Below are 22,435 nucleotides of genomic sequence, written 5' to 3'. Positions count from 1 at the left end.
CTCCGGGGGCTGGATGATTTTCCGACCGCCGACCCTGTGGGTGGGGTGCTGAGACCGTTGGCGGTCTGAAAATCACCCGTCACGCCCCTCTCCGCGCCCACCCCCTCCACCGCCCCCTCCCGCAGCGCGTCCCTCTCGCCTTGGGCGGGGGAGGGGTGGGTGGGTGGTTGGGGTGGGTGGGTTGGTGCGGGTTGGGGGGAGGGGGGTGGTGGGGGTGGGTGGGTCAGTTCGGGGTGGTGGGGGTGGGGAGGGGTTCGGGGATGCCTGGGAAGGCGGTGTCGGGGGCGCCCCAGCGGTGGGCGCGCAGGGCGCTGTCGCGTAGGGCCGTTGCTGCGGCGGGGCGGTGCTGGGCGGGGAGGTCGGCGACGAGGTCGGCGTAGACCGTGGTGAGGCTGGTCTCCAGTTGGGCGGCGAGGCGGGTGGCGCCGGCGGTGTCGGTGACGGTGAAGGGGAGCCGGTAGCCGCCGGCGGCTGGGTTGGGGGTGGCGCCGAGGCTGGTGATGAGGCGCTGCCAGGCGTCGCGCTGGGACTGGTGGGCGGCGTAGGCGGTGCGGGCGTCGGCGCGTTGTTGGTCGTCGGGGAGGTGGGCGCCGACGACGCCGTAGCCGTAGACGGCGGCGTGTTCGGCGCCGAGGGCCTTCTGCAGGGCCGGGACCGGGGCGGGGGAGGCGGTGGGGCCGGGGGTGGGGGCGGTGGTGGGTTGGTCCGGCTGGTCGGCGCCGAGGGCGGCGGCGTGTACGGCGTTGGCGGCGGCCACGGAGGCGAGCAGGCGGGCGAGTGGTGGCCGGGCGGCGCCGAGGTCGGCCAGCCGGGTCTGGGCGGTCCGGCGCTCCAGTGCGGCCAGTGAGGTGGCGGTGGTGGGGGCGGGGGTGGGAGTGGGGGTCGGGGTGGCGCTGGGGGTCGGGACGCCGTAGGCGAGGGCGGCGCGGTGTTGGGCGGTCTCCGCGCGCAGGGGTTGCAGCAGGGCGGTCTGGGCGCCGGGGGTGGCGAGCAGGGTGTCGTAGGCCGACAGCAGGGTGTCGGTGGCGGCGACGGCGCGCAGCCGGACGGGGTGGTCGGAGTCCGGGCCGGGGGGTTTGTTGCCGGGGAGTACGCCCCCGTCGGTGGAGCTGGTGCAGGCGGCGGTCAGGGTGATCAGTCCGAGGGCCAGGAAGGTCCGTCGGCTGGGCGGCTGCATCGGGGTCACTCCGGAGCGGGTACGGGAGGGTGGCCTCCCCTGCCTGCCCTCGTCAGCCTGAATCTTCGCAGAACCCCCACGATTGCGGGGGGTGTCGGGGGTTTCGGTGCGGTGCGGTGGGTTGTGTGAGCTTGCTCGCAGTGGGTGGCGTGCGACCGGTCGGGGGAGGTCCGGAATCGGTGGTTCGCGGCTTCACCGGCTAGGCTTTGGGCCGAGCTGCCGCGACCCGGTGCGCGCCCCCCGGGGCGCTGAGGGCGCGGGGCGACCTCTGACAACAGCAGACGCGGCCGAGGAGTCCACCCGGATGAGCACCACCCACACCGACCGGCTGCGCGCGTTGCTGGAGCCGCTGGCCGAGCAGGCCGGACTGGACCTGGAGGACGTCAAGGTCACCAAGGCGGGCAACCGCCGGCAGGTGCAGATCGACGTCGACACCGACGGCGGCGTGGACATGGACGCGATCGCCGAGTTCAGCCGGGTGGTCGGCGAGGCCCTGGACGCCTCGGACGTCATGGGGGACGAGCCCTACCTGCTGGAGGTCGGTTCGCCGGGTGCGGAGCGTCCGCTGGTGCTGCCCCGGCACTGGCAGCGCGCGGAGGGCCGGCTCGCCAAGGTGCACCTGGTCGACGGCGGGGAGCTGGTCGCCCGGGTGCTGGAGGCGGACGAGGACGGCGCGCTGGTCGAGGTGCAGCCGGTGAAGGGGCGCGGCCGTCCGAAGGAGCGCCGCCTGGAGTACGTCGAGGTCGCTCGGGCCCGGGTCCAGGTCGAGTTCAACCGCAAGGACGACGAGCTCCTGGACGAGGCCGCCGACTTCGACGAGGGGGACGACGGCGCCGAGTGAGCCGGCCGCCGTACGACCATCATGAACGTGACGAAAGACGAGGAGGCGTAGCCGTGGACATCGACATGAGTGCCCTGCGCACGCTGGTCAACGAGAAGAACATCCCTTTCGACCTGCTGGTCGAGTCCATCGAGTCCGCCCTCCTCACCGCGTACCACCGCACTGAGGGCTCGCGCCGCCGCGCCCGGGTGCACCTGGACCGCAAGAGCGGCCACGTCACCGTGTGGGCCACCGAGGACCCGGCGGAGCTGGACGAGGGCGTCGAGCCGAAGGAGTTCGACGACACCCCGAACGGCTTCGGCCGGATCGCGTCCAGCATCGGCATCCAGGTGATGATGCAGCGCCTGCGCGACGCCGCCGACGACCAGACCTTCGGCGAGTACGCGGGCAAGGAGGGCGACATCGTCACCGGTGTCGTCCAGCAGGGCAACGACCCGAAGAACGTGCTGGTCGACATCGGCAAGCTGGAGGCCATCCTGCCGCCGCAGGAGCAGGTCCCGGGCGAGGACTACCGGCACGGCACCCGGCTGAAGTGCTACGTCGTCGCCGTGCGCCGCGGTGTCCGCGGGCCGTCGGTGACGCTGTCGCGCACCCACCCCAGCCTGGTGAAGAAGCTGTTCGCGCTGGAGGTCCCGGAGATCGCCGACGGCAGCGTGGAGATCGCCGCGATCGCCCGTGAGGCCGGTCACCGCACCAAGATCGCGGTCTGGTCGCGCCGGGCGGGGCTGAACGCCAAGGGCGCCTGCATCGGTCCGATGGGCTCCCGGGTGCGCGCCGTGATGGGCGAGCTGCACGGCGAGAAGATCGACATCGTCGACTGGTCCGAGGACCCGCGCGAGATGGTCGCGGCCGCGCTGTCCCCCGCGCGGGTGACCAGTGTGGAGATCGTGGACCTCGCCCAGCGTTCCGCCCGGGTGATCGTGCCGGACTACCAGCTGTCCCTGGCGATCGGCAAGGAGGGGCAGAACGCCCGCCTGGCCGCGCGTCTGACGGGCTGGCGGATCGACATCCGCCCGGACACCGAGGACCCGGCCGAGGAATCAGAAGCCCGGTAGTGACTGTTGTTCCTGTCGTCCCCGTCGGTCCTCCGGGATCTTCGGGGCGGCGCCATGTCCCTTCGGAGGGGTAGACTTGCCTTCGTCTGGCCGGACGCATGTCCGAGCACGCCCGGAACGCACCTGCGTGGGCTGCCGCAAGCGAGCGGCCAAGCACCAGCTGTTGCGTGTCACGGCGGTCGAGGGCGTCTGCGTCCCTGATCCCCGTGGCGCACTGCCGGGCCGGGGCGCTCACCTGCACCCCGATCCGGCCTGCCTCGACCTCGCGGTCCGCCGCCGGGCGTTCCCCCGGGCCTTCCGGCTCCAGGGGACGCTCGACACGGAGCGGCTCCGCGGGTTCATCGAGGAGCGGGCGGGCGGAGCCTCCTAGGCGGGCCGCCTCCCGTGACCGCCGCCGCTCATCGCGGCGGAGAACTACCGCAACAAGCACAGCGCTCGGGCAGCCGCGCGCCGTGCCACCAGTCAGGTACCTCGCGATGTGGAAGTAGGTCGAGATTGCGATGAGCACTCGATGAGTACGCGATGAGTACGCGATGGGTACGCCCATGAAGTAGCGACAGTCCGGCGGACGAGACCCCCGGACTCATAGACAGGAGTGAAGTGGCTAAGGTCCGGGTTTATGAACTCGCCAAGGAGCTTGGCTTGGAGAGCAAGGCCGTCATGGCCAAGCTCACCGAGCTCGGCGAGTTCGTCCGTTCGGCGTCCTCGACGATCGAGGCGCCGGTCGTGCGCAAGCTGACTGACGCGCTTGGCGTGGCCCCCACCGGTGGTGGCGCTGCCAAGCCTGGCCCGCGGAAGCCCGCGGCGCCCCAGCCCGCGGCAGGCGCCGCGGGTGCACCCAAGCCGGGTGCCCCGACCCCGGGTCCGCGGCCTGCCGCGACCCCTGGTCCCCGTCCCACCCCGGCCGCCGCGGCTCCCGCCGCCCCGGCCGCCCCCGCGGCTCCGGCCGCCCCCGCCGCCTCGCGTCCGGGTGCGCCGACTCCGGGCCCGCGCCCGGCCGCGCGTCCCGCCGCTCCGGCGGCCCCGGCCGCGCCCGCGGCCGAGTTCTCCTCGCCGGCTCCGGCCGGTGCCGACGCCCCGCGTCCGGCCTCCCAGGCCCCGCGGCCGAGCGGCCAGGCCTCCGGCGGCGCCCGTCCGGGCCCGCGTCCGGCCGGCCCGCGTCCGGGCAACAACCCGTTCACCTCGGGCAGTGCGACCGGCATGGCCCGCCCCGGCGACCGCCGTCCGGGCGCGCCGGGTGCCCGTCCGGGTGCTCCGGGTGCGCAGGGCGGCGACCGTCCGCGTCCCGGTGGCGACCGTCCGCGTCCCGCCGGTGCTCCCGGTGCCGACCGTGGCGCCCCGCGTCCGGGCGGCGACCGTCCGCGTCCCGCCGGTGCTCCCGGCGCTGACCGTGGCGCCCCGCGTCCCGGTGGCGACCGTCCGCGTCCCGCCGGTGCCCCGGGTGCCGGTGCGCCGCGTCCCGGTGGTGCTCCGCGCCCCGACGGCATGCCGCGTCCGGCCGGTCCGCGCCCCGGCGCCCCGTCCCCGTCCGGCATGCCGCGTCCGAACCCGGGCATGATGCCGCAGCGTCCGGCTCCGGGCCCGCGTCCGGGCCCCGGCGGCCGTGGCCCCGGTGGCCCCGGTGGCCGTCCGGGTGGTCCGGGTGGTGCCGGTGGCGCCCGTCCGGGCTTCCAGGGTCGTCCGGCCGGTCCGGGCTCGCGTCCGGCCGGTGGCGGCGGCTTCGGCGGTCCGCGTCCGGGTGGCGGCGCCCCCGGTGGTGGCGGCGGCTTCGGCCCCCGTCCCGGCGGCTTCGGCGGTCGTCCCGGTGGCCCGGGTGCCCGTGGTGGCACGCAGGGTGCCTTCGGTCGTGGCCCGGGCGGTCGCCCGGCTCGCGGTCGCAAGTCGAAGCGGGCGAAGCGCCAGGAGTACGAGGCCATGCAGGCCCCGTCCGTCGGCGGTGTGATGCTCCCTCGCGGCAACGGCCAGACCGTTCGCCTGTCGAGCGGCGCCTCGCTGATGGACTTCGCGGAGAAGATCAACGCCAACCCGGCCGCGCTCGTCTCCGTCATGTTCAACCTCGGTGAGATGGTCACCGCGACCCAGTCGGTCTCCGACGCCACGCTGCAGCTGCTGGCGGACGAGATGGGCTTCCAGCTGGAGATCGTCAGCCGGGACGACGAGGACCGCGAGCTGCTGGAGTCGTTCGACATCGACTTCGGTGCCAACGAGGGCGACGAGGACCAGCTGGCCCCGCGCCCGCCGGTCGTCACCGTCATGGGTCACGTCGACCACGGTAAGACCCGCCTGCTGGACGCGATCCGCAAGTCCAACGTGGTGGCCGGCGAGGCCGGTGGCATCACCCAGCACATCGGTGCCTACCAGGTGGCGACGATGGTGAACGGCGAAGAGCGCCCGATCACCTTCCTCGACACCCCGGGTCACGAGGCGTTCTCCGCCATGCGTGCCCGTGGTGCCAAGTCCACCGACATCGCGATCCTGGTGGTCGCGGCCAACGACGGTGTCATGCCGCAGACGGTCGAGGCGTTGAACCACGCCAAGGCCGCCGGTGTGCCGATCGTGGTCGCGGTCAACAAGATCGACGTCGAGGGCGCCGACCCGACCAAGGTCCGCGGCCAGCTGACCGAGTTCGGCCTGGTGGCCGAGGAGTACGGCGGCGACACCATGTTCGTCGACATCTCCGCGCGCCAGGGTCTGAACATCGACCAGCTGCTGGAGGCCGTGGTCCTGACCGCGGACGCCTCGCTCGACCTGCGTGCCAACCCGCACCAGGACGCGCAGGGTATTGCGATCGAAGCCCACCTGGACAAGGGCCGCGGCGCCATGGCGACCGTCCTGGTCCAGCGCGGTACCCTCCGCGTCGGTGACTCGATCGTCGTGGGCGACGCCTACGGCCGCGTCCGCGCCATGCTGGACGAGAACGGCAACAGCCTCGCCGAGGCCGGCCCGTCCCGCCCGGTGCTGCTGCTCGGTCTGACCTCGGTGCCCCGCGCCGGCGACAGCTTCATCGTCGTCGACGAGGACCGCACCGCCCGCCAGATCGCCGAGAAGCGCTCGGCCCGCGACCGCAACGCCGCCTTCGCGCAGCGTCGGGTCCGGGTGTCCCTGGAGGACCTGGACAAGGCCATCGCCGCCGGCTCCATCGAGCAGCTCAACCTCATCATCAAGGGTGACGTCTCCGGTTCGGTCGAGGCCCTCGAGGACGCCCTCGTCAAGCTGGACGTGGGCGAGGAGGTCGAGCTCCGGGTGCTGCACCGCGGCGTCGGTGCGATCACCGAGTCCGACGTCGACCTGGCGATGGGCTCGGACGCCATCATCATCGGCTTCAACGTGCGCGCCGAAGGCCGTGCGCGCGCTGCGGCCGACAAGGAAGGCGTGGACGTCCGGTACTACTCGGTCATCTACCAGGCGATCGAGGAGATCGAGAACGCCCTCAAGGGCATGCTCAAGCCGGAGTACGAGGAGGTGCGCCTCGGCGCCGCGGAGATCCGCGAGGTCTTCCGCTCCTCCAAGTTCGGCAACATCGCCGGTGTCCTGGTCCGCGACGGCATCATCCGCCGCAACGCCAAGGCCCGCCTGCTGCGCGACGGCAAGGTCGTGGCGGAGAGCCTCACCATCGAGGGTCTGCGCCGCTTCAAGGACGACGCGACCGAGGTCCGCGAGGGCTTCGAGGCCGGTGTCACCCTGGGGTCGTTCAACGACATCAAGGTCGAGGACATCATCGAGACCTACGAGATGCGCGAGAAGCCGCGCGCCTAGTCGGTGTCAACCGGGGCCGGTCGACGGGTGGTATTTCCGTCGACCGGCCCCGGTCTCGCTGTGTAGGGTCCGGGGTAGTTGAGATCTTTCAGCGTCAGCGCGGTTCCGCGCCGGCATCCCGAGGCCTTCCAGGTCGGCGAGACCTGTCATACATGTTCGTGGGAACACTCACCTTCGACCTGCTGCTGGGCGACGTCCACTCGCTCAAGGAGAAGCGTTCGATCGTGCGGCCGATCGTGGCCGAACTGCAGCGCAAGTACAGCGTGTGCGCTGCCGAGACCGGGAACCAGGACCTGCACCGCCGGGCCGAGATCGGCCTCGCGGTGGTCGCCGGCGAAGCCGGGTACGTCACCGAGGTCCTGGACAGCTGTGAGCGGTTGGTCGCCGGCCGCCCCGAGGTGCAGCTCCTCTCCGCGAGGAGGCGCTACCACAACGACGACGACGAATGAGAACTGTGGAGCCCGTCGGCGGAAGTCGCCGTTCTCACACAGATCAGGACCGAGAGCGCCCGCAAGGCCGGGCGCGGGCCGGTACTTTGGGGCGTGGGCCCGACGGGTGCAGCTCTCCCGGGTACCGGGCCCATTGCACGAGGAGGCAACGTGACCGACACCGCTAGGGCGCGCAAGCTCGCCGACCGCATCCAGGTGGTCGTCGCCCAGACCCTGGAGCGGCGGATCAAGGACCCGCGACTGGGGTTCGTGACCATCACCGACACCCGGGTGACCGGCGACCTGCGCGAGGCCACCGTCTTCTACACCGTCTTCGGTGACGACACCGACCGCGAGGCCACCGCGGCCGCGCTGGAGAGCGCCAAGGGCGTGATCCGCTCCGAGGTCGGCAAGATCGGGGTGCGCTTCACCCCGACGCTGACCTTCGTCGCGGACGCGCTGCCGGAGAACGCCCGGAACATCGACGACCTGCTCGACCGGGCCAAGGCCATCGACGCGGCGGTGCGCACCACCGCCGCGGGCGCGACCTACGCCGGCGACGCGGACCCGTACAAGGTCCCGGCGTCCGAGCGTGACGACGAGGACGAGTAGTCATGGCGGGTGAGCCGGCGCAGGCCGCCTCGCGAGCCGGATCGACCACGGGGGCGTCCTCCACCAGCACGGTGGAGGGTGCCCTCGCGGCGCTCCCCGGCCCGCGCGCCGAGGAGAGTGGCTTCGAGCTGCTCTGGCAGCAGGTGGTGGCGGAGATCGGGCGGGCCCGCTCGATCGACCTGATCTGCCACATCTGCCCGGACGGCGACGCGCTGGGCTCCTCGCTGGCGGCGGCGCTGGCGCTGCGCGCGCTCGGCAAGCAGGTGCGGGTCTCCTTCGGCGACGACCCGCAGGTCGTGCCCGAGTCGCTGGCTTTCCTGCCCGGCCAGGAGCTGATCGTGCCGGCCTCCGAGGTGCCCGACGTCCCCGAGCTGGTGCTCTGCTTCGACGTCGCCGCGCAGAGCCGGCTGGGGCTGCTGCACGACAAGGCCTTCGCCGCGCCCGTCCTGGTGGTGTTCGACCACCACGCCTCCAACCCGGGCTTCGGCACCCACCAGCTGATCGACCCGACCGCGCCGGCCACCGCCGTCCTGGTGGACGAGCTGCTGCGCCGGCTCGGCGTCGAGCTCGACCAGTCCCTGGCCACCTGCCTGTACACCGGGGTCGCCACCGACACCGGCTCCTTCAAGTACCGGGCCACCACGCCCGCCACCCACGAACTCGCCGGGCGGCTGCTGGCCACCGGCATCCGGCACGACCTGATCTCCCGGCAGCTCTGGGACACCTCCTCCTTCGGCTACCTCAAGGTGCTCGCGGCCGCCCTGGACCGGGCCGTCTACGAGCCGGAGGCGGCCGACGGGCTGGGCCTGGTGTGGACCTGGGTGCCGTACCAGGACCTGGCGCTGTTCAGCGTCACCGTCGAGGAGATCGAGGGGCTGATCGACATCCTGCGCCGGCCGGCCGAGGCCGAGGTGGCCCTGGTGCTCAAGCAGGATCCGGACGGCACGCTGCGCGGCTCCTCCCGCTCCAAGGGCGCGGTGGACGTCGCCGCCGCCTGCGCCGAACTGGGCGGCGGCGGACACGTGTTCGCGGCCGGGTTCAGCGCCCGGGAGGACGTCGCCGCGGTGGTGGAGCGGTTCCGGGGCGCCCTGCGGCCCCATCACTGACCATCCCGAGTTGAGCAACTCCCGCACGTTCCAGAGAAAGAACCCGATGAAGCGCAAAGGCACCGGCCCGGACGGCCTGGTGATCGTCGACAAGCCCGAGGGCATCACCTCCCACGGGGTCGTCGCCAAGCTGCGGTGGCTGGCCGGAACCAGGAAGGTCGGGCACGCGGGCACGCTGGACCCGATGGCCACCGGCGTCCTGGTGATCGGGGTCGAGCGGGCCACCCGGCTGCTCGGCCACCTGATGCTGACCGCCAAGACCTACGAGGCGACCATCCGGCTCGGCCAGACCACCGTCACCGACGACCGCGAGGGCGAGGTCACCGCCTCGGCCGCGGCGGACGGCGTCACCCGGGAGGCGATCGACGCCGGGATCGCGGCGCTCACCGGCGAGATCATGCAGGTGCCGTCCAAGGTCAGCGCGATCAAGATCGACGGCAAGCGGTCGTACGCGCGGGTGCGCGAGGGCGAGGACTTCGAGCTCGCGGCCCGGCCCACCACGATCCACTCCTTCACCGTGCACGGGCAGCGCGCGGCGGTCGCCGAGGACGGCACGCCGGTGATCGACCTGGACGTGACCGTGGAGTGCTCCTCCGGCACCTACATCCGGGCGCTGGCCCGCGACCTGGGCGCCGGGCTGGGCGTCGGCGGGCACCTGACGGCGCTGCGGCGCACCAAGGTCGGACCGTACGGGGTGGAGTCGGCGCGCACCCTGGAGCAGCTCGAGGAGTCGGTGACGGGCGACGCCGCCACCGGGCTGGACGTGCTGCCGATCGGGGCGGCCGCGGCCGCCGCCTTCCCGCGCTGGGACCTGGACGAGGACTCCGCGGAGAAGCTGTCGCACGGCTCCCGGCTGAAGGCGCCCGGGCTGGGCGTGGACGGGCCGATCGCGGTGTTCGGGCCGGACGGGCGCTTCCTCGCGCTGGTCGAGGAGAAGGGCGGCCAGGCGAAGCCGGTCGCGGTGTTCGTCGGCTGAGTCAAGCCCTCCGTCGTACCGGAACCCCCGTCGGGAGCCCTCCCGGCGGGGGTTCCGTGTTGCTCTTCCCGTCCTCCTGGCGGCCCCCGGGTGTCCCCCGGCCGGGGCGTTCACCCGAACCGGTGCAATCACCCGTGCGGGGGGCGCACGAGGTGAAACGCCGTGGTGAACGGCGCAGGCGCGGTCGGGGCGCCGCTCCGGCGGGCAGGCTCCCGGCGGCGAGCGGCGACGGGCCCGCTCGACGGGCGAGGGGGCGGTCATGCCGGGGTTTGCGGAGGGTGATCCGGGGCGGTACCTGCTGCGGATCCGCGACCTCAACGGGCGGCTGCACGGCTTAGGGTTCGCCGCCGACCCGCAGGGCTGGGTGCTCACCGCGCACGAGGCCGTGGCCGGCCTGGACCGGCTGGTGCTGCACACCCCCGGCGGACAGACCCGGGTGCTGGGCCCGGACGCCGTACTGCCGCTGCCCGAGCACGGGCTCGCCCTGCTGCGCACCGACGCGGTCGGCGGGCTCCCGGTGCCGCCGCTGCCGGTGGCCGCGGTGGGCGCCGGGCACGAGGTGCTGCTGCCCGCCCTGACCGGCGAGGACGGCCGGGCGGTCGTGCTGCGCTGCGGGCTGCTGGGCGTCAGCGGCGCGGCCTACGGCGGGCACCTGCTGGCCGGGGTGCCGGTGCTGGACGTGCCGGTGGTGGCCGGGGTCGTGGTGCCGGCCGGCTCGCCGGTGCTGGATGCCCGCAGCGGCGCCGTGGTGGCGCTGACCGCGCCCGCCCTGCGCGGGCCGGGGTACGGCGGACCGCAGTACGGCGAGGCGCAGTGCGGCGGGGCGCTGTGGGCGGTGCCGGTCGGGGTGTGTCCCCGGACTCCCGTCGTTCGCCCGGAGGGCGCGTGGGGCGGCGTTGGGGTGCGTGCATCGCAAGGCGGAGGAGGGAGCCACTGCGGAGCATTGGCGACTGACGACAACGCGGCGAGGTGCGTGCCCCGGCGTCGCCCCACAGACGGGAGTCCGGGGACACACCCCTTGGGCGGGGCGGTGGTCGCGCCGGCGCTGGCCGAACTGCTGGCCCGCAACGCGGCGACGGTGCCCGGGTACGGCCCGGCGCTGAACCTGGCCGGGGTGCTGCGGCTGACCGCCGCCCAGCTGGCCGCCGCCGGGGCCGGGCCGGGCCGGGTGGCCGGGCTGGCCGCCGACCGGGTGGACCGGCCGGACGGCCTGGCCGGGGACGAGCCGGAGGCGACCGTCACCGCCCTGGTCGGCGCCCCCGGCAGCGGCCGCACCACCGAACTGGCCGCGCTGGCCGTCCGCCGCTCCGACGGCGCCCGGCCGCTGCCCACGCTCTGGCTGCGCGGCGCCGACCTGCGCGCCGAGGACCGCTCGCTCGCCGAACCGGTCGAACGGGCGCTGGCCGCCGCCGCGGCCGAGCTCGGCACCCCGGCGCCCGCGGCGGAGCCGGTGGCGGCGCTGTGCGCGGCGGCCGGGCGCCCGCTGCTGATCGTCCTGGACGGCCCCGAGGAGGCCCAGGCCGAGCTGGACCCGCGCCGGCTGCGCGGCGCCGGGCAGTGGCTGACCGGCTGCGGGGCGCGGCTGCTGACCGCCTGCGGCGAGGAGGTCTGGGAACGGCTGGCCGCCGAGCCCTGGGGGAGCGGCGCCGGCGGCGCCCCCCGGCCGGCCGAACCGGGCCCGGACGGCGACCTGGCCAGCGCCCCCACCGTCCGGATGGACGGCGGTGGTCCCGGCGCCCCGACCCTGGCCGGGCACCGGCTGGGCCCGCTGCCCGCCGAGGCGGCCGAGCGGGTGCGCCGCCGCTACGGGCTGCCGCCGGGCCGCCCGGCCGCCGCCGAGGACGCCCGGCACCCGCTGGCCGTCCGGCTGGCCGGGGAGCTGTGGGCGCAGGGCCTGCACGACGGGCCGGCGGGGCGCGGCGAGCTGTTCGGCGCCCACCTGGACCTGCTCTGCCTGCGGGTGGCCCAGCGGCTGGCCGAGGACGTCCGGCCGCGCCGCCCGGGCGCCCACCGCCGGGGCGCCGCCCGGCCCGCCGGACCGCGCCGGGGCCGGGTGCGCCGGCTCGCGGCGGCGGTGGCCGGGCGGGTGCACGAGGCGGCCCGGCGGATGCTCGGCGAGGAGCCGGGCGCGCTGGGCCGGGAGGCCTTCGAGGAGCTGTTCCCGGTCGACGGCGGCTGGGCCACGGCGGTGCTCGCGGAGGGGCTGTTCGTCCCCGCCGGGCCCGGCTTCCGCTTCGCCCACGGGGAGTTCGCCGACTGGCTGCAGGGCCGGCACCTGGACCTGGACGCGGCGCTGCGGATGCTGCTCGGCGAGGCCGAGGACACCCCGCCCGGGCCGGAGGGGCCCGCCCCGGGCGTCCCCCGGCACCGGATCGGCCCGGTCGCCGCCGCGCTGCGCCGGGTCGCCGAGACCTGGGGCGCGCCCGCCCTGGACCTGTGGCTGCACCGGATCTGGCGCGCGCTGGACCTGCGCCCGCCCGGCAGCGAACCCGCCTGGTGGGCCGCCCGGTTGCTCACCGCCGGACTCGCCGCCAGCCCCGACCCCGCAGAACACCGGTCGCTGCTCGAGCAGTTGGCCCGCCGGATGGCCGAACGTGCGGCCACCACGGGCGGTTGGGCGGCGCTCGACGGGCTGAACCGCTTCGGCCCGGCGTTCTGGACCGGCCTCGGCCTGCCCGTCGAGGCCGAACTCGCCCTGCTGCGCCGCCTGGTGGCCGCCGACGGCCCGGGGCAGGACTTCCTCGGCATGGCGGCCGAGCGGCTGCGCGCCGACCCGGTCGCGGTGTTCCCGCTGCTCTGCGCCTGGTTCGACGACCCGGCCGGCCTGCCGGGCCGCCCGGGCGTGGGGATTGCGGATCTCGCCCATGACCTGCTGTACGCCCACCGGTGGTCTGCCCTGGACGAGTTGGCCGACGCGCTGGCCGACGCCGCGCACCCGCGGGCGGACGCGCTGCTCACCGTGCTCGCCGCCGAGGAGCCCTCCGCGCTCTGCCGCGCGGTGGACCGCTGGAGCCACGACCGGCGGCCCGAACGGCACGTCGCGGCCGCCGTGCACGCGCTGCGGACCGCCCCGTACGCGGCCGGTGCCGGGGCCGAACTGCTGCGCTTCACCGCGCTGACCCTGCTCGCCCGCGAGGACGAACCGGCCCTGCACGGCGCCGCGCTGGCCCTGCTGGTCGGCGATCCGGTGACCAGGCCCGGGCACCTGGAGGCCGCGCTCGCCCTGCACCGCGCCGGCGGTGACGCCTTCCTCACCCCGCGCGCCCTCGCCCCGGCCCTGGAGAGCGACCCGGAGCCCGTACTGGCCGCGCTCGCCGACGCCCTCGCGCTGCCCGACGCGGCCCCCGCCGAGACCCTGCGGGTGCTCGCCGACGCCCGGGCCCCGGTGGCCGCCCGGCGCGGCGCCGACCTGGCCGCCCGGCTGCTGCGCCGGCACCCGGAGCTGGCCGGGCCGGTCGCCGTCGACTACCTCGGCCGCCGGCTGCGGCACGCCGCGATCGACGGGCCGGCCGCCCGGCTGGAGCTGCGGGTGCTGCTCGGCGGCGCCCTGGCCGCCGGTGCCGCGGCGGTCCGCAGGCCCTTCGCCGAGGTGCTGTCCGTCCCGGTGGCCGACCCGGCGGCGGACGCGCTGCGCTGCGAGCTGCTGGACACCCTGCTCGCCACCGAGACCGACCGGACGGTGCTCACCGCGGCCGTGGAGCGCCTCGCCGAGCACTGCGCGGCCGAGAACCCCGCCCGGGCGCGCGCCGTGCTGGCCCGGGCCGTCCCGGGGCTGGCGGGCGCGGACGAGCTGCTGGTGCGCTGCGCCGGGCGCTCGGCGGCCTTCGCCCGGCTGCTCGCCCGGTGGCCGCGCGACGCCGCGCCGACCGCCCCGCACGGGCCCCGACTGGCCCGGATGCGGGCCCTGGTGGCGGCCGGCCGGGACGCCCAGTACGCCGCCGCCGAGGCCGAGCGGACGGCACCCGTGCGGGCCGTCCGTGCGCCGGTGCGCCCAACCCCCATTCCGGTGCCTGAGCCGGGGCAGGCGCATGGCACGCTATAGGGGTTCGGTTGTGAGCGTTTGAGCGTGCCGAGGGCACGCACCGTACGGAACAAGGAGCAGTCGGGTGCAGCGCTGGCGTGGCCTGGAGGAGATCCCCGGTGACTGGGGACGCAGCGTCGTCACCATCGGCTCGTTCGACGGGGTGCACCGCGGGCATCAGCTGATCATCGGACGGGCCGTCGAGCGGGCCCGTGAACTCGGCCTCCCCTCGGTCGTGGTGACCTTCGACCCGCACCCGCGCGAGGTGATCCGCCCCGGCAGTCACCCGCCGCTGCTCGCGCCGCACCCGCGCCGTGCCGAGCTGATCGCCGAACTCGGCGTGGACGCGGTGCTGGTGCTGCCGTTCACCACCGAGTTCTCCCAGGAGTCCCCGGAGACCTTCGTCCAGCAGGTGCTGGTGAACGCCCTGCACGCCCGGGTCGTCATCGAGGGCCCCAACTTCCGCTTCGGGCACAAGGCCGCGGGCAACGTCGCGCTGCTCACCGAACTGGGCGGGGCGGACGACTTCCAGGTCGAGGTGGTGGACCTCCAGGTGTGCGGCACCGCCGGGGACGGCGAGCCGTTCTCCTCCAGCCTGACCCGCCGCCTGGTCGAGACCGGGGACATGGCCGGCGCGGGCGAGGTGCTCGGCCGCCCGCACCGGGTCGAGGGCGTGGTGGTGCGCGGCGCGCAGCGCGGCCGCGAGCTCGGCTACCCGACCGCCAACGTGGAGACCGTGCCGCACAGCGCCGTCCCGGCCGACGGGGTGTACGCGGGCTGGCTGACCGCCCAGGGCGAGCGGATGCCGGCGGCGATCTCGGTCGGCACCAACCCGACCTTCGACGGCACCGCCCGCACCGTCGAGGCGTACGCCATCGACCGGGTCGGCCTGGACCTGTACGGGCTGCACGTGGCCGTGGACTTCCTGGCCTACCTGCGCGGGATGGAGAAGTTCGACTCCATCGAGGCGCTGCTGGACCGGATGGCCGACGACGTCAAGCGCGCCCGGGAACTGACCGAGGGCTGACCGGGGGCTGACCGGGGCCGTGGCACGGGGAAGGGCCCGCCGACTCCTTCGAGTCGGCGGGCCCTTCCGTCGTCACTGCGGGGGCGCCTGCGGCGGGTAGCCGTAGCCGGGGCCCGGCTGCGGGGCGCCGGGCTGCTGCGGCCAGGGCGCGCCCGGGGCGGGCTGCTGCGGGTAGCCGTACCCGGGCGGGGGCGGCGGGGCCTGGCCGGGCTGCGGCGCCCACGGCGCCCCGGGGGCGGGCTGCCCGGGCTGGGCGGCCTGGCCGGGGTAGCCGGGCTGCTGGGGCTCGACGTACGGCTGCGGCTGGCCCTGCTGCGGGTAGCCCTGCTGCGCCTGCTGCTGCCAGCCGGCCTGCTGGGCGGCCGCCTGCTGGGCCCGGGCGATGTCCTCGCCGACCAGGGTGGCCAGCTCGAAGTACGCCTCGCGGACCTTGGGCCGCATCATGTCGAGGTTGACCTCGGCCCCGGCGGCCAGGCTCTCGTCGAAGGGCACCACGATGACGCCGCGGCAGCGGGTCTGGAAGTGCGCGACGATGTCCTCGACCTTGATCATCTTGCTGGTCTCGCGCACCCCGGAGACCACCGTGATGCTGCGCTGCACCAGGTCCGCGTAGCCGTGCGCGGAGAGCCAGTCCAGCGTGGTCGAGGCGCTGGAGGCGCCGTCCACGCTCGGGGTGGAGACGATGATCAGCTGGTCGGCGAGGTCCAGCACTCCGCGCATCGCGCTGTACAGCAGGCCGGTGCCGGAGTCGGTCAGGATGATCGGGTACTGGCGGCCCAGCACCTCGATGACCTGGCGGTAGTCCGAGTCGTTGAAGGTCGTCGACACGGCCGGGTCGACGTCGTTCGCCAGGATCTCCAGGCCCGAGTTGAGGTCCTGCGAGGTGAACTGACGGATGTCCATGTAGCTGCGCAGGTGCGGGATCGCCGTCACCAGGTCGCGGATGGTCGCGCCGGTCTGGCGCTTGACCCGGCGGCCCAGGGTGCCGGCGTCCGGGTTGGCGTCGATCGCGATCACCTTGTCCTGACGCTCGCTGGCCAGGGTCGCGCCGAGCGCGGTGGTGGTCGTGGTCTTGCCGACGCCGCCCTTGAGGCTGATCACGGCGATCCGGTAGCAGCTCAGCACCGGGGTGCGGATGACCTCCAGCTTGCGGGCCTTCTCGGCCGCCGCGGCCTTGCCGCCGAACTGGAACCGCGGCTGCTGGCGCTGCTGCTTGGGCTGGCTGCGCAGCAGCCGGTCCGAGGACAGCTCGACGGCGGCGGTGTAGCCGAGCGGCGCGCCGTGGGCGGTCTGCTGCGGGGCGGCGGACTGCTGGAACGCGGCGGGCGGCGGCGTGGCGGCGCCCTGCGGCGGCCAGGGCTGCGCGGGGGCGGGCTGCTGCGGCTGGCCGGGCTGGCCGGGCTGGCCGGGGTACGGCTGGGCCGGCTGGGGCTGGGCGGCGGTCGGCTGCTGGTAGGCGCCGGGCTGCGGCCAGCCGCCCTGGCGCGGGTCCACCGGAGCGGGCTGCGGCTGGACGGCCTGGGGCTGCGGCTGGACCGGCTGCGGCTGGACGGGCGGCGCGGGCTGGGCCTGCACGGGCTGCGGCTGGGCGGCGGCCGACTGCTGGGCGGCCCAGGCGGCCTGCGGGTCCCAACCGGCCTGCGGATCCCAGCCGGCCTGCGGGTCGAGCGGGGCCTGCGGAGCCGTCGGGGCAGCCGGCTGCTGCGCGAACTGCTGCGGCGCCACCGGCTGCGGCTGCGCGGGCTGGACGGGCTGCGGGGCAGGCGCCGGGTACGGCTGCGGCGCGTTCGGCTGGGCCGGTGCCTCCGCCGCCGGCGGCCAGGGCTGGGCGCCGACGGGCGGCTGCGGCTGCGGCTGCTCCGGCGTCACGGGCGGGGCCGCCACCGGGAACGGGACGTGCTGCGCCTCGGCCTGCACGGGCGCGACCGGCGGCACCGGGGCGGGCGCGGGCACCGGCTCGGCCGCCGGGGCCGGGGTCGGGACCGGGGTCGCGACCGGGGCGGGAGCCGGGACATGAGGCGGTGCCGCAGCGGGTGCCTGGTCGGCCGCCGGCACCGGAGTCGGCACCGGAGCCGGGCTGGGCACGGCCGGTTCGGCCGCCGCAGCCCCGCTCGCCTGGTCGCCGGTCCCCGGGGCCGGAGCGGCGGGCGCCGCCGCCGGACCCGACTGCACGTACCAGGACGGGGGAGTGTAATCGGGCGCGTCGGACCAGTCGTCGTCGTCCTCCGCCGCGTTGTCGCCGACGTAGACGCCGTCCCGATCGCTGCTCACTAGGGCTCCCTCGTGTTCGCCGCCGCTTGCTTCAGCGGTGCCGTTGCCGCAACAAAGACTAGGCCGTTCGGCTGCCCCGGTTGAAGGCGGCTTCGGTTCCGGACCGGCATCGACCGGCCCGGACGCGCCCCTCAGTCCATTCGGCGCGGGCCGCCGAGCACCTGCTGTTCGGCCTGGCCGGCCACCGCCCGCACGTACTGGCGGCGCATCCGGGTGGCCCACAGGGTGAGGTCGTCGCCGAGGGTGGGCAGCGCGGCCACGTCCTCCGGTGGCAGCGACAGCACCCGGCCGACCAGCTCCGCCTCCTGGGGCATGATCCGCTGCACGCCGACCAGGTCGGCCGCGTTGAGCACCCGGGAGGCGTTCGGGCCGAGGTAGGGCAGCAGGGTCAGGGTGGTCTGCCAGGGCGCGGCGGAGAGCCGGGTGCGCGGCGGGCGGGCGCCGAGGTCGCGCACCACCAGGACGGGCGAGGCCACCGAGGCGCCCTGCGGGCCGAGCCGTCCGACCTGGTGGACCGTCACGCACGGCTGACCGCCGCCGGCGGCCTGCGCCATCGGGCCCCAGAGCTGGGCGCGGGCGGTCTCCACCGCGACCCGGGCGCCGATCGCGGCCGCCCGCAGCGCGATGACCTGCGCCGTCCACACGCCGCCGACCAGCACCAGGTCGTACGCGCTGGGGCGGAACAGGCCGAGCACGGCGGGCAGGCCCTGCGGGTCGACGCCGATCACCACGCCGTCGTCGCCGACCGGGAAGGCCAGCGCCGCCAGGTCGGCGGCCTCCAGCACGTGCTTCTCCCGGCGCGGCCCGCGCAGCCCGAAGCCGGGCAGGATCCGCGGCCGCGGCCGGCGCTGCTCGGTGCCGGGCGTCGGGCCGGGGGCGGGGTAGGTCTGGTACGCCATCAGGACGCTCCTCCCAGCGGCAGGGTGGCGAGCATGCCGGGGGCCTGCTCGAGGTCGAGCCGGACCAGGCCCAGGCCGGCGCTCTGCGCCCGTGCCTCCGCCTGGCGGCCGATGTCGCCGACCTCGTCCTCGCTGCGCCCGGTCACCCGCAGGTGGCCGCTGACGGTCACCGAGCCGCCGGAGCCGTGTCCGGCGGTGAGGCTGAAGGTGCTGGCCAGCGCGGGGGTGCCGGTGATCAGGTTGACCAGGTCCGGGGCGCCGATCCGGCCGGCGCCGCCGCCGGGGCGGGTCAGCTGCGGCCAGCGGGAGATCCAGTAGGTGCTGTGGAAGCGGTCGTCGATCCGCCAGAAGCGGTTGCCCTCCTGGGTGCGGCGGGTGGTGCCGCCGCCGCTGCCGGTGCCCTGGCGCCCGGCCACCGCGATCGGGTTGGCGCAGGTGGCGATGGCGAGGGCGGCGATCAGCTCGCGCTCGTCCAGCACGGTGGCGTTGAACCCGGCGCTGTTGAGGCGTCCGGCCAGCTGGTCGGTCACCCGCTGCAGGGCCTTGCGGGCGCCCTCCTCGCCGCCGCCGCGGGCCCGGACGGCGGTGGCCGCGCGCTCCGGGTCGAGCTTGAGGGCGATCCAGGTCAGCCGCAGGCCGGGGGTGGCGGTGCCGTCGGGCAGTTCGCGGTAGCCGCGGGCGGCCAGCGACTGCTCGGGCACGTGCTGGGCCGGGGCGGGCTGGGTGTGCTGGACCAGCTGCACCGACTCCAGGGCGATGTCGTCGACGCTGAGCGCCGAGCAGATCACGTCCAGCGGCAGCGGCAGCGCGGTGCGCACCGGGCGCAGCGGCTGGTCCTTGGCCTGGACGAGCAGCACCGAGCTGAGGAAGGTGCCGTCGCCGACCATGCCGGTCTCCCGGCGGACGGGGCGGCCGCCGAAGTCGGCCTCGGTGGCGTGGGTGCAGGTGCGCAGCGCCGGTTCGAGTTCCAGCGCGGGCGCCAGGGCCGGGTCGGTGCCGGGCGGCGGCAGCAGCGACTTCGCCTGCTTGCGGCGGGACTTGAGGGCGGAGCGGACCCGCAGCAGCTCCGGGATGGTGCGGCCGCGCAGCGGCACGACCGCGAGCACCAGCAGGACCAGCGAGACCGCGCCGAAGCCGGCCGCGACCGGGCGGCTGATCGTCCAGCCCACCGCGACCAGGGCGGCCGCGACCTCGACCAGGACGAGCTGCTGGAGCTTCAACCGGCCGCCGAGCAGCCCGGGCCGCGGGTTGACGCGCACCTGGACGGGTCCGCCGTCGCCGCCCGTCGGCGGCCGGCCGGCCGCGGTCCTGGCCGCGGTTCCGGCGGGCGCACCGGCGCGGCGGGACCGTCCGGACCGGTGCGACCTTCCGCCGCCCGGGTCGGCGCGGCGTTCTGGAGCGGTCTGGCTTGGCATCCCCCGATGGCCCTCTCTGATCCGTTGTCGCGGCCCGGCTGGCTGGTTCGCGGACCGTACCCGTACCGTACTCACCGTCTGCTGCCGCATCGTAGAGGGTTCGGGCCGGGTCCCGCCCGGCGGGTGCGGACCACGGGGCGGGCCGGGCCGACGGGAGGCCGGCCGCCGCCGGCACGGCGCCGGCACACGTCTGACAGAGGGGGACGACGAGGATGGCATCGCGCCGGGACGAGCTGAACGCGTACACCTTCGCCCGCAAACGCACGGTGGGGGCGTTCCTGCTGCCCTCCGGCGGCGGCAGCGACGAGGACGCGCCGCGGCCGGTGAAGGCGGTGCTGCCGAGCGTGCTGGTCGGCGCGGTGGTGGTGGCCGGGTTCGGGCTCTGGGGGGTGTTCAAGCCGGCCGCCCCGCTGCAGTGGGACAGCGGCAAGAACATCATCCAGGGCAAGCAGTCGACCACCCGCTACGTGGTGCTGACCGACCCGGACGGCAAGACCAAGCGGCTGCACCAGGTGCTCAACATGTCCTCGGCGCGGCTGGTGCTGCCGGTCGACGCCAAGGTCGTGGTGGTGGACGACGGGGTGCTGGACCGCTACCCCAACCACGGCCCGACGATCGGGATCCCGTACGCCCCGGACAAGTTGCCGGGCAAGGACAACGCCAGTCAGCCGATGAAGTGGGCGGTCTGCGACCGTCCGGGCTCGGACGACAAGCAGGAGACGGTCAACCAGGCGGTGTTCGTGGCGGCCGGGGCGGACGCGGCGGCGCTGTCCGCCAAGGACCGGATGCTCGGCCCGGACCAGCTGATGCTGGTGCAGCAGGCCGACGACCAGCAGGTCTCGACCGCCTCGGGGTCGGGCCAGGCGGGCGCGGGCGCCGCGGCGTTGTTCCTGGTCGACGCGCAGGGTCGCAAGCACCCGATCGGGCCGCAGGCGGACGACAAGGAGCGCAAGGCGCTGGTCACCGCGGTCTTCGGGCCCAACGCGGTGCCGCAGCGGGTGAAGCGGGAGTGGCTGGACACCCTGGTGGCCGCCACCCCGATCGTCTTCCCCGACGTCAAGGACATGACCGACAGCCAGGGCGCCAACTCCTCGGTGAACCTGGGCAACGCGGCGGACCGCCGGATCGGCCGACTGGTGCACTACCAGGACCGCAACTACGTGGTCGGCAAGGACAGCCTCTTCCTGATCACCCCGTTCCAGGCGGACCTGATCCGGCAGAACCCGGCCTACCAGGTGCTCTACAAGTACGACCAGGACAAGCGGCCGCGCAGCGACGACATGACCCCGGACGACCAGTCCAGGTTCAACACCGACGTGCGGCTGCCGAAGACCCCGGACGACTGGCCGCTGAAGTCCGGTGCGCCGGTGAACAACTGGACGGAGCGCCAGGACCCCCGCCAGGTGGTGTGCAGCACCTTCGACGGCATGGCCGAGGACGGCCGCACGCCCAAGCGCAGCGTCTGGGCGGGGACGTCCTACCCGGCGGCGTACAACAACGGCGCGGGCGCGGCGTTCGTGACGCCCGGCCACGGCCTGTTCTACCGGGCCGTGGACAACGCGGCCGGTGGCCCCGGCGCCGCGGCCGGCGCCAACGCCAACGCGGCCGCTGCGGCCGCCGCGGCTGCCGCTGCCGGTGGCAACCCCGCCGCGGCCGACGCCTCCGGCACCGACTTCCTGATCACCGAGACCGGCCTGCGCTACTCCGTCCCGGCGAACAGCGACGGCGGCCGCGGCCCCACCCCGTCGCCGACGGCGAGCGGTGCGGCCAAGACGGCGACCCCGGCGCCGGGCGCCCCGAACCCCGGTGCGGGCGGCCAGCCGACCCCGAACCCGGACGAGCAACCCGGCGGCAACCAGGCGCGGTTGGGCTACCAGAACGTCCAGCCGCTGCCGGTGCCCAGGGAGTGGTCGAACCTGGTCCCGGCCGGCCCGCCGTTGACCGCGAAGAGCGCCGCGCAGCCGCAGAACGCCTGATCGGCCAAGCCGCGCAACGGAATTGGCCCCAGTGTCATGGTCTGGTAACTACTCGAGACTCGATGTTGGGCGAGTTGCGTGTGCCGACTACAGTGCTGCTGGACATCACACGGGTGATGGCGGCGGCGGGGCCCGGGGCCCTCCGTACACACAATGTTTGTCTCATGGGGGATGGTGGAGCATGAGTGACGGCCAGTTCACGGTGACCGCGCAGGAGATGATGGACTTCGCCGGGAAGATCGAGACGGCGATCGGCCAGATCGAGGCGGAGCGCAGCGCTCTCCAGACGACGGTCGACAACATCACCAGCGGCTGGAAGGGACAGGCGGCGGACGCCTACAAGTCCCTGCAGACGCAGGTCAACGATGACGTCAAGCAGCTGAAGGAATCGCTGACCGCGATCAAGCACGCCATCGAGCTGACCACCAAGCACTACGCGAGCGCGGAAGAGGAGCAGAAGGCGCTGTTCGGCCCGCAGGCCTGAGCATCGAAGAGCTGATCAGCACTCTGTTCCGACCGTCCGTTCGACGGGGCGCCCGCGGCTGAGCGCCGGGTGCTCCGCATCCTCGTCAAGGGAGACATTGTGACCGACCACATCCTCGTCAATTTCCAGACCCTGCACCAGGCGTCCCAGGACGTCCAGAACTCGGCCAACAAGATCGAGCACATGCTGTCCGAGCTCAAGAAGGAGGTCACCAAGATCTCCCAGGGGTGGCAGGGCCAGGCCCAGCAGGGCTACAACGCCCAGCAGGCCAAGTGGGACGGCGCCGCGCAGAACCTGAAGGACACCTGCGCCAAGATCTCCGGTTCGCTGGAGAGCGCCGCGCAGAGCTACAACGCGACCGAGAAGAAGAACGCCGGTCTCTGGCAGTAGC

General features: G+C 74.9%; 17 protein-coding genes. 13 read left to right on the top strand and 4 right to left on the bottom strand.

Annotated features, from left to right (window positions below; translation table 11 throughout):
- Positions 1 to 223: 223 nt before the first annotated feature.
- Positions 224 to 1,177 (bottom strand): ferritin-like domain-containing protein, encoded by a 954-nt coding sequence (locus tag ACFVXG_RS44065; RefSeq protein WP_387936149.1) that lies wholly within the window; start codon positions 1,175 to 1,177, stop codon positions 224 to 226.
- Positions 1,178 to 1,481: 304 nt separating this feature from the next.
- Here ACFVXG_RS44065 and rimP point away from each other — a divergent pair, with 304 nt between their 5' ends.
- The 10 genes from rimP (at position 1,482) to ACFVXG_RS44015 (ending at position 14,999) form a co-directional block, all read left to right on the top strand.
- Entirely contained in the window at positions 1,482 to 2,018 is a 537-nt protein-coding gene (gene rimP / locus ACFVXG_RS44060; protein WP_387936148.1) for a ribosome maturation factor RimP, read from the top strand.
- Between the two features lie 53 nt (positions 2,019 to 2,071).
- The gene (nusA, locus tag ACFVXG_RS44055; RefSeq protein ID WP_387936147.1) at positions 2,072 to 3,073 is read left to right on the top strand and encodes a transcription termination factor NusA; all 1,002 of its coding nucleotides are present in this window, start codon (positions 2,072 to 2,074) and stop codon (positions 3,071 to 3,073) included.
- A gap of 76 nt (positions 3,074 to 3,149) precedes the next feature.
- Positions 3,150 to 3,443 (top strand): YlxR family protein, encoded by a 294-nt coding sequence (locus ACFVXG_RS44050; RefSeq protein WP_380614926.1) that lies wholly within the window; start codon positions 3,150 to 3,152, stop codon positions 3,441 to 3,443.
- Positions 3,444 to 3,673: 230 nt separating this feature from the next.
- On the top strand, positions 3,674 to 6,829 hold the full coding sequence (gene infB, locus ACFVXG_RS44045; RefSeq protein ID WP_387936146.1) for a translation initiation factor IF-2: 3,156 nt from the start codon (positions 3,674 to 3,676) through the stop codon (positions 6,827 to 6,829).
- A gap of 152 nt (positions 6,830 to 6,981) precedes the next feature.
- Positions 6,982 to 7,278: a DUF503 domain-containing protein gene (locus ACFVXG_RS44040; protein ID WP_030311386.1), complete on the top strand. Its 297-nt coding sequence runs from the start codon at positions 6,982 to 6,984 to the stop codon at positions 7,276 to 7,278.
- A 150-nt stretch (positions 7,279 to 7,428) separates the two neighbouring features.
- A complete protein-coding gene (gene rbfA / locus ACFVXG_RS44035) occupies positions 7,429 to 7,869 on the top strand; it encodes a 30S ribosome-binding factor RbfA (protein WP_387936145.1) in 441 nt (146 codons plus the stop codon).
- 2 nt (positions 7,870 to 7,871) lie between these two features.
- Positions 7,872 to 8,975: a bifunctional oligoribonuclease/PAP phosphatase NrnA gene (locus ACFVXG_RS44030; protein ID WP_387936144.1), complete on the top strand. Its 1,104-nt coding sequence runs from the start codon at positions 7,872 to 7,874 to the stop codon at positions 8,973 to 8,975.
- Positions 8,976 to 9,021: 46 nt separating this feature from the next.
- The gene (gene truB / locus ACFVXG_RS44025; protein ID WP_387936143.1) at positions 9,022 to 9,951 is read left to right on the top strand and encodes a tRNA pseudouridine(55) synthase TruB; all 930 of its coding nucleotides are present in this window, start codon (positions 9,022 to 9,024) and stop codon (positions 9,949 to 9,951) included.
- A 259-nt stretch (positions 9,952 to 10,210) separates the two neighbouring features.
- Entirely contained in the window at positions 10,211 to 13,993 is a 3,783-nt protein-coding gene (locus ACFVXG_RS44020; protein WP_387936142.1) for a serine protease, read from the top strand.
- A 64-nt stretch (positions 13,994 to 14,057) separates the two neighbouring features.
- Entirely contained in the window at positions 14,058 to 14,999 is a 942-nt protein-coding gene (locus ACFVXG_RS44015; protein ID WP_387936141.1) for a bifunctional riboflavin kinase/FAD synthetase, read from the top strand.
- A 72-nt stretch (positions 15,000 to 15,071) separates the two neighbouring features.
- Here the strand turns inward: ACFVXG_RS44015 and ACFVXG_RS44010 are convergent, their stop codons facing one another.
- From ACFVXG_RS44010 to eccE, 3 genes are all read right to left on the bottom strand, one after another.
- Entirely contained in the window at positions 15,072 to 17,270 is a 2,199-nt protein-coding gene (locus ACFVXG_RS44010; RefSeq protein WP_387936140.1) for a MinD/ParA family protein, read from the bottom strand.
- A 131-nt stretch (positions 17,271 to 17,401) separates the two neighbouring features.
- Positions 17,402 to 18,169: a hypothetical protein gene (locus ACFVXG_RS44005; RefSeq protein WP_387936139.1), complete on the bottom strand. Its 768-nt coding sequence runs from the start codon at positions 18,167 to 18,169 to the stop codon at positions 17,402 to 17,404.
- Positions 18,169 to 19,428: a type VII secretion protein EccE gene (gene eccE, locus ACFVXG_RS44000; RefSeq protein WP_387936138.1), complete on the bottom strand. Its 1,260-nt coding sequence runs from the start codon at positions 19,426 to 19,428 to the stop codon at positions 18,169 to 18,171. Before eccE ends, ACFVXG_RS44005 begins: the two co-directional genes overlap by 1 nt.
- A gap of 368 nt (positions 19,429 to 19,796) precedes the next feature.
- On the opposite strand from eccE, the gene ACFVXG_RS43995 reads away from it, so the two are divergent.
- From ACFVXG_RS43995 to ACFVXG_RS43985, 3 genes are all read left to right on the top strand, one after another.
- Positions 19,797 to 21,560 carry a type VII secretion protein EccB gene (locus tag ACFVXG_RS43995; protein WP_387936137.1) on the top strand — a complete coding sequence of 588 codons (1,764 nt, stop codon included), beginning with the start codon at positions 19,797 to 19,799 and terminating at the stop codon, positions 21,558 to 21,560.
- 181 nt (positions 21,561 to 21,741) lie between these two features.
- Positions 21,742 to 22,044 carry a WXG100 family type VII secretion target gene (locus ACFVXG_RS43990; protein WP_387936136.1) on the top strand — a complete coding sequence of 101 codons (303 nt, stop codon included), beginning with the start codon at positions 21,742 to 21,744 and terminating at the stop codon, positions 22,042 to 22,044.
- A 99-nt stretch (positions 22,045 to 22,143) separates the two neighbouring features.
- The gene (locus ACFVXG_RS43985) at positions 22,144 to 22,434 is read left to right on the top strand and encodes a WXG100 family type VII secretion target (RefSeq protein ID WP_387936135.1); all 291 of its coding nucleotides are present in this window, start codon (positions 22,144 to 22,146) and stop codon (positions 22,432 to 22,434) included.
- The last annotated feature ends 1 nt before the right edge of the window (position 22,435 follow it).

Source organism: Kitasatospora sp. NPDC058162, from assembly GCF_042884005.1.
In the GTDB taxonomy this organism is placed as follows: domain Bacteria; phylum Actinomycetota; class Actinomycetes; order Streptomycetales; family Streptomycetaceae; genus Kitasatospora.
The sequence above is the reverse complement of the archived record's forward strand: the minus strand, read 5'-3'. Positions and strand labels throughout refer to the sequence as shown.

Coding starts and splice junctions, on each gene's coding strand:
- ACFVXG_RS44040 (WP_030311386.1), top strand. CDS start 6,982: ATGTTCGTGGGAACACTCACCTTCGACCTGCTGCTGGGCGACGTCCAC.
- rimP (WP_387936148.1), top strand. CDS start 1,482: ATGAGCACCACCCACACCGACCGGCTGCGCGCGTTGCTGGAGCCGCTG.
- ACFVXG_RS44020 (WP_387936142.1), top strand. CDS start 10,211: ATGCCGGGGTTTGCGGAGGGTGATCCGGGGCGGTACCTGCTGCGGATC.
- truB (WP_387936143.1), top strand. CDS start 9,022: ATGAAGCGCAAAGGCACCGGCCCGGACGGCCTGGTGATCGTCGACAAG.
- ACFVXG_RS43995 (WP_387936137.1), top strand. CDS start 19,797: ATGGCATCGCGCCGGGACGAGCTGAACGCGTACACCTTCGCCCGCAAA.
- ACFVXG_RS43990 (WP_387936136.1), top strand. CDS start 21,742: ATGAGTGACGGCCAGTTCACGGTGACCGCGCAGGAGATGATGGACTTC.
- ACFVXG_RS44030 (WP_387936144.1), top strand. CDS start 7,872: ATGGCGGGTGAGCCGGCGCAGGCCGCCTCGCGAGCCGGATCGACCACG.
- ACFVXG_RS44005 (WP_387936139.1), bottom strand. CDS start 18,169: ATGGCGTACCAGACCTACCCCGCCCCCGGCCCGACGCCCGGCACCGAG.
- ACFVXG_RS44065 (WP_387936149.1), bottom strand. CDS start 1,177: ATGCAGCCGCCCAGCCGACGGACCTTCCTGGCCCTCGGACTGATCACC.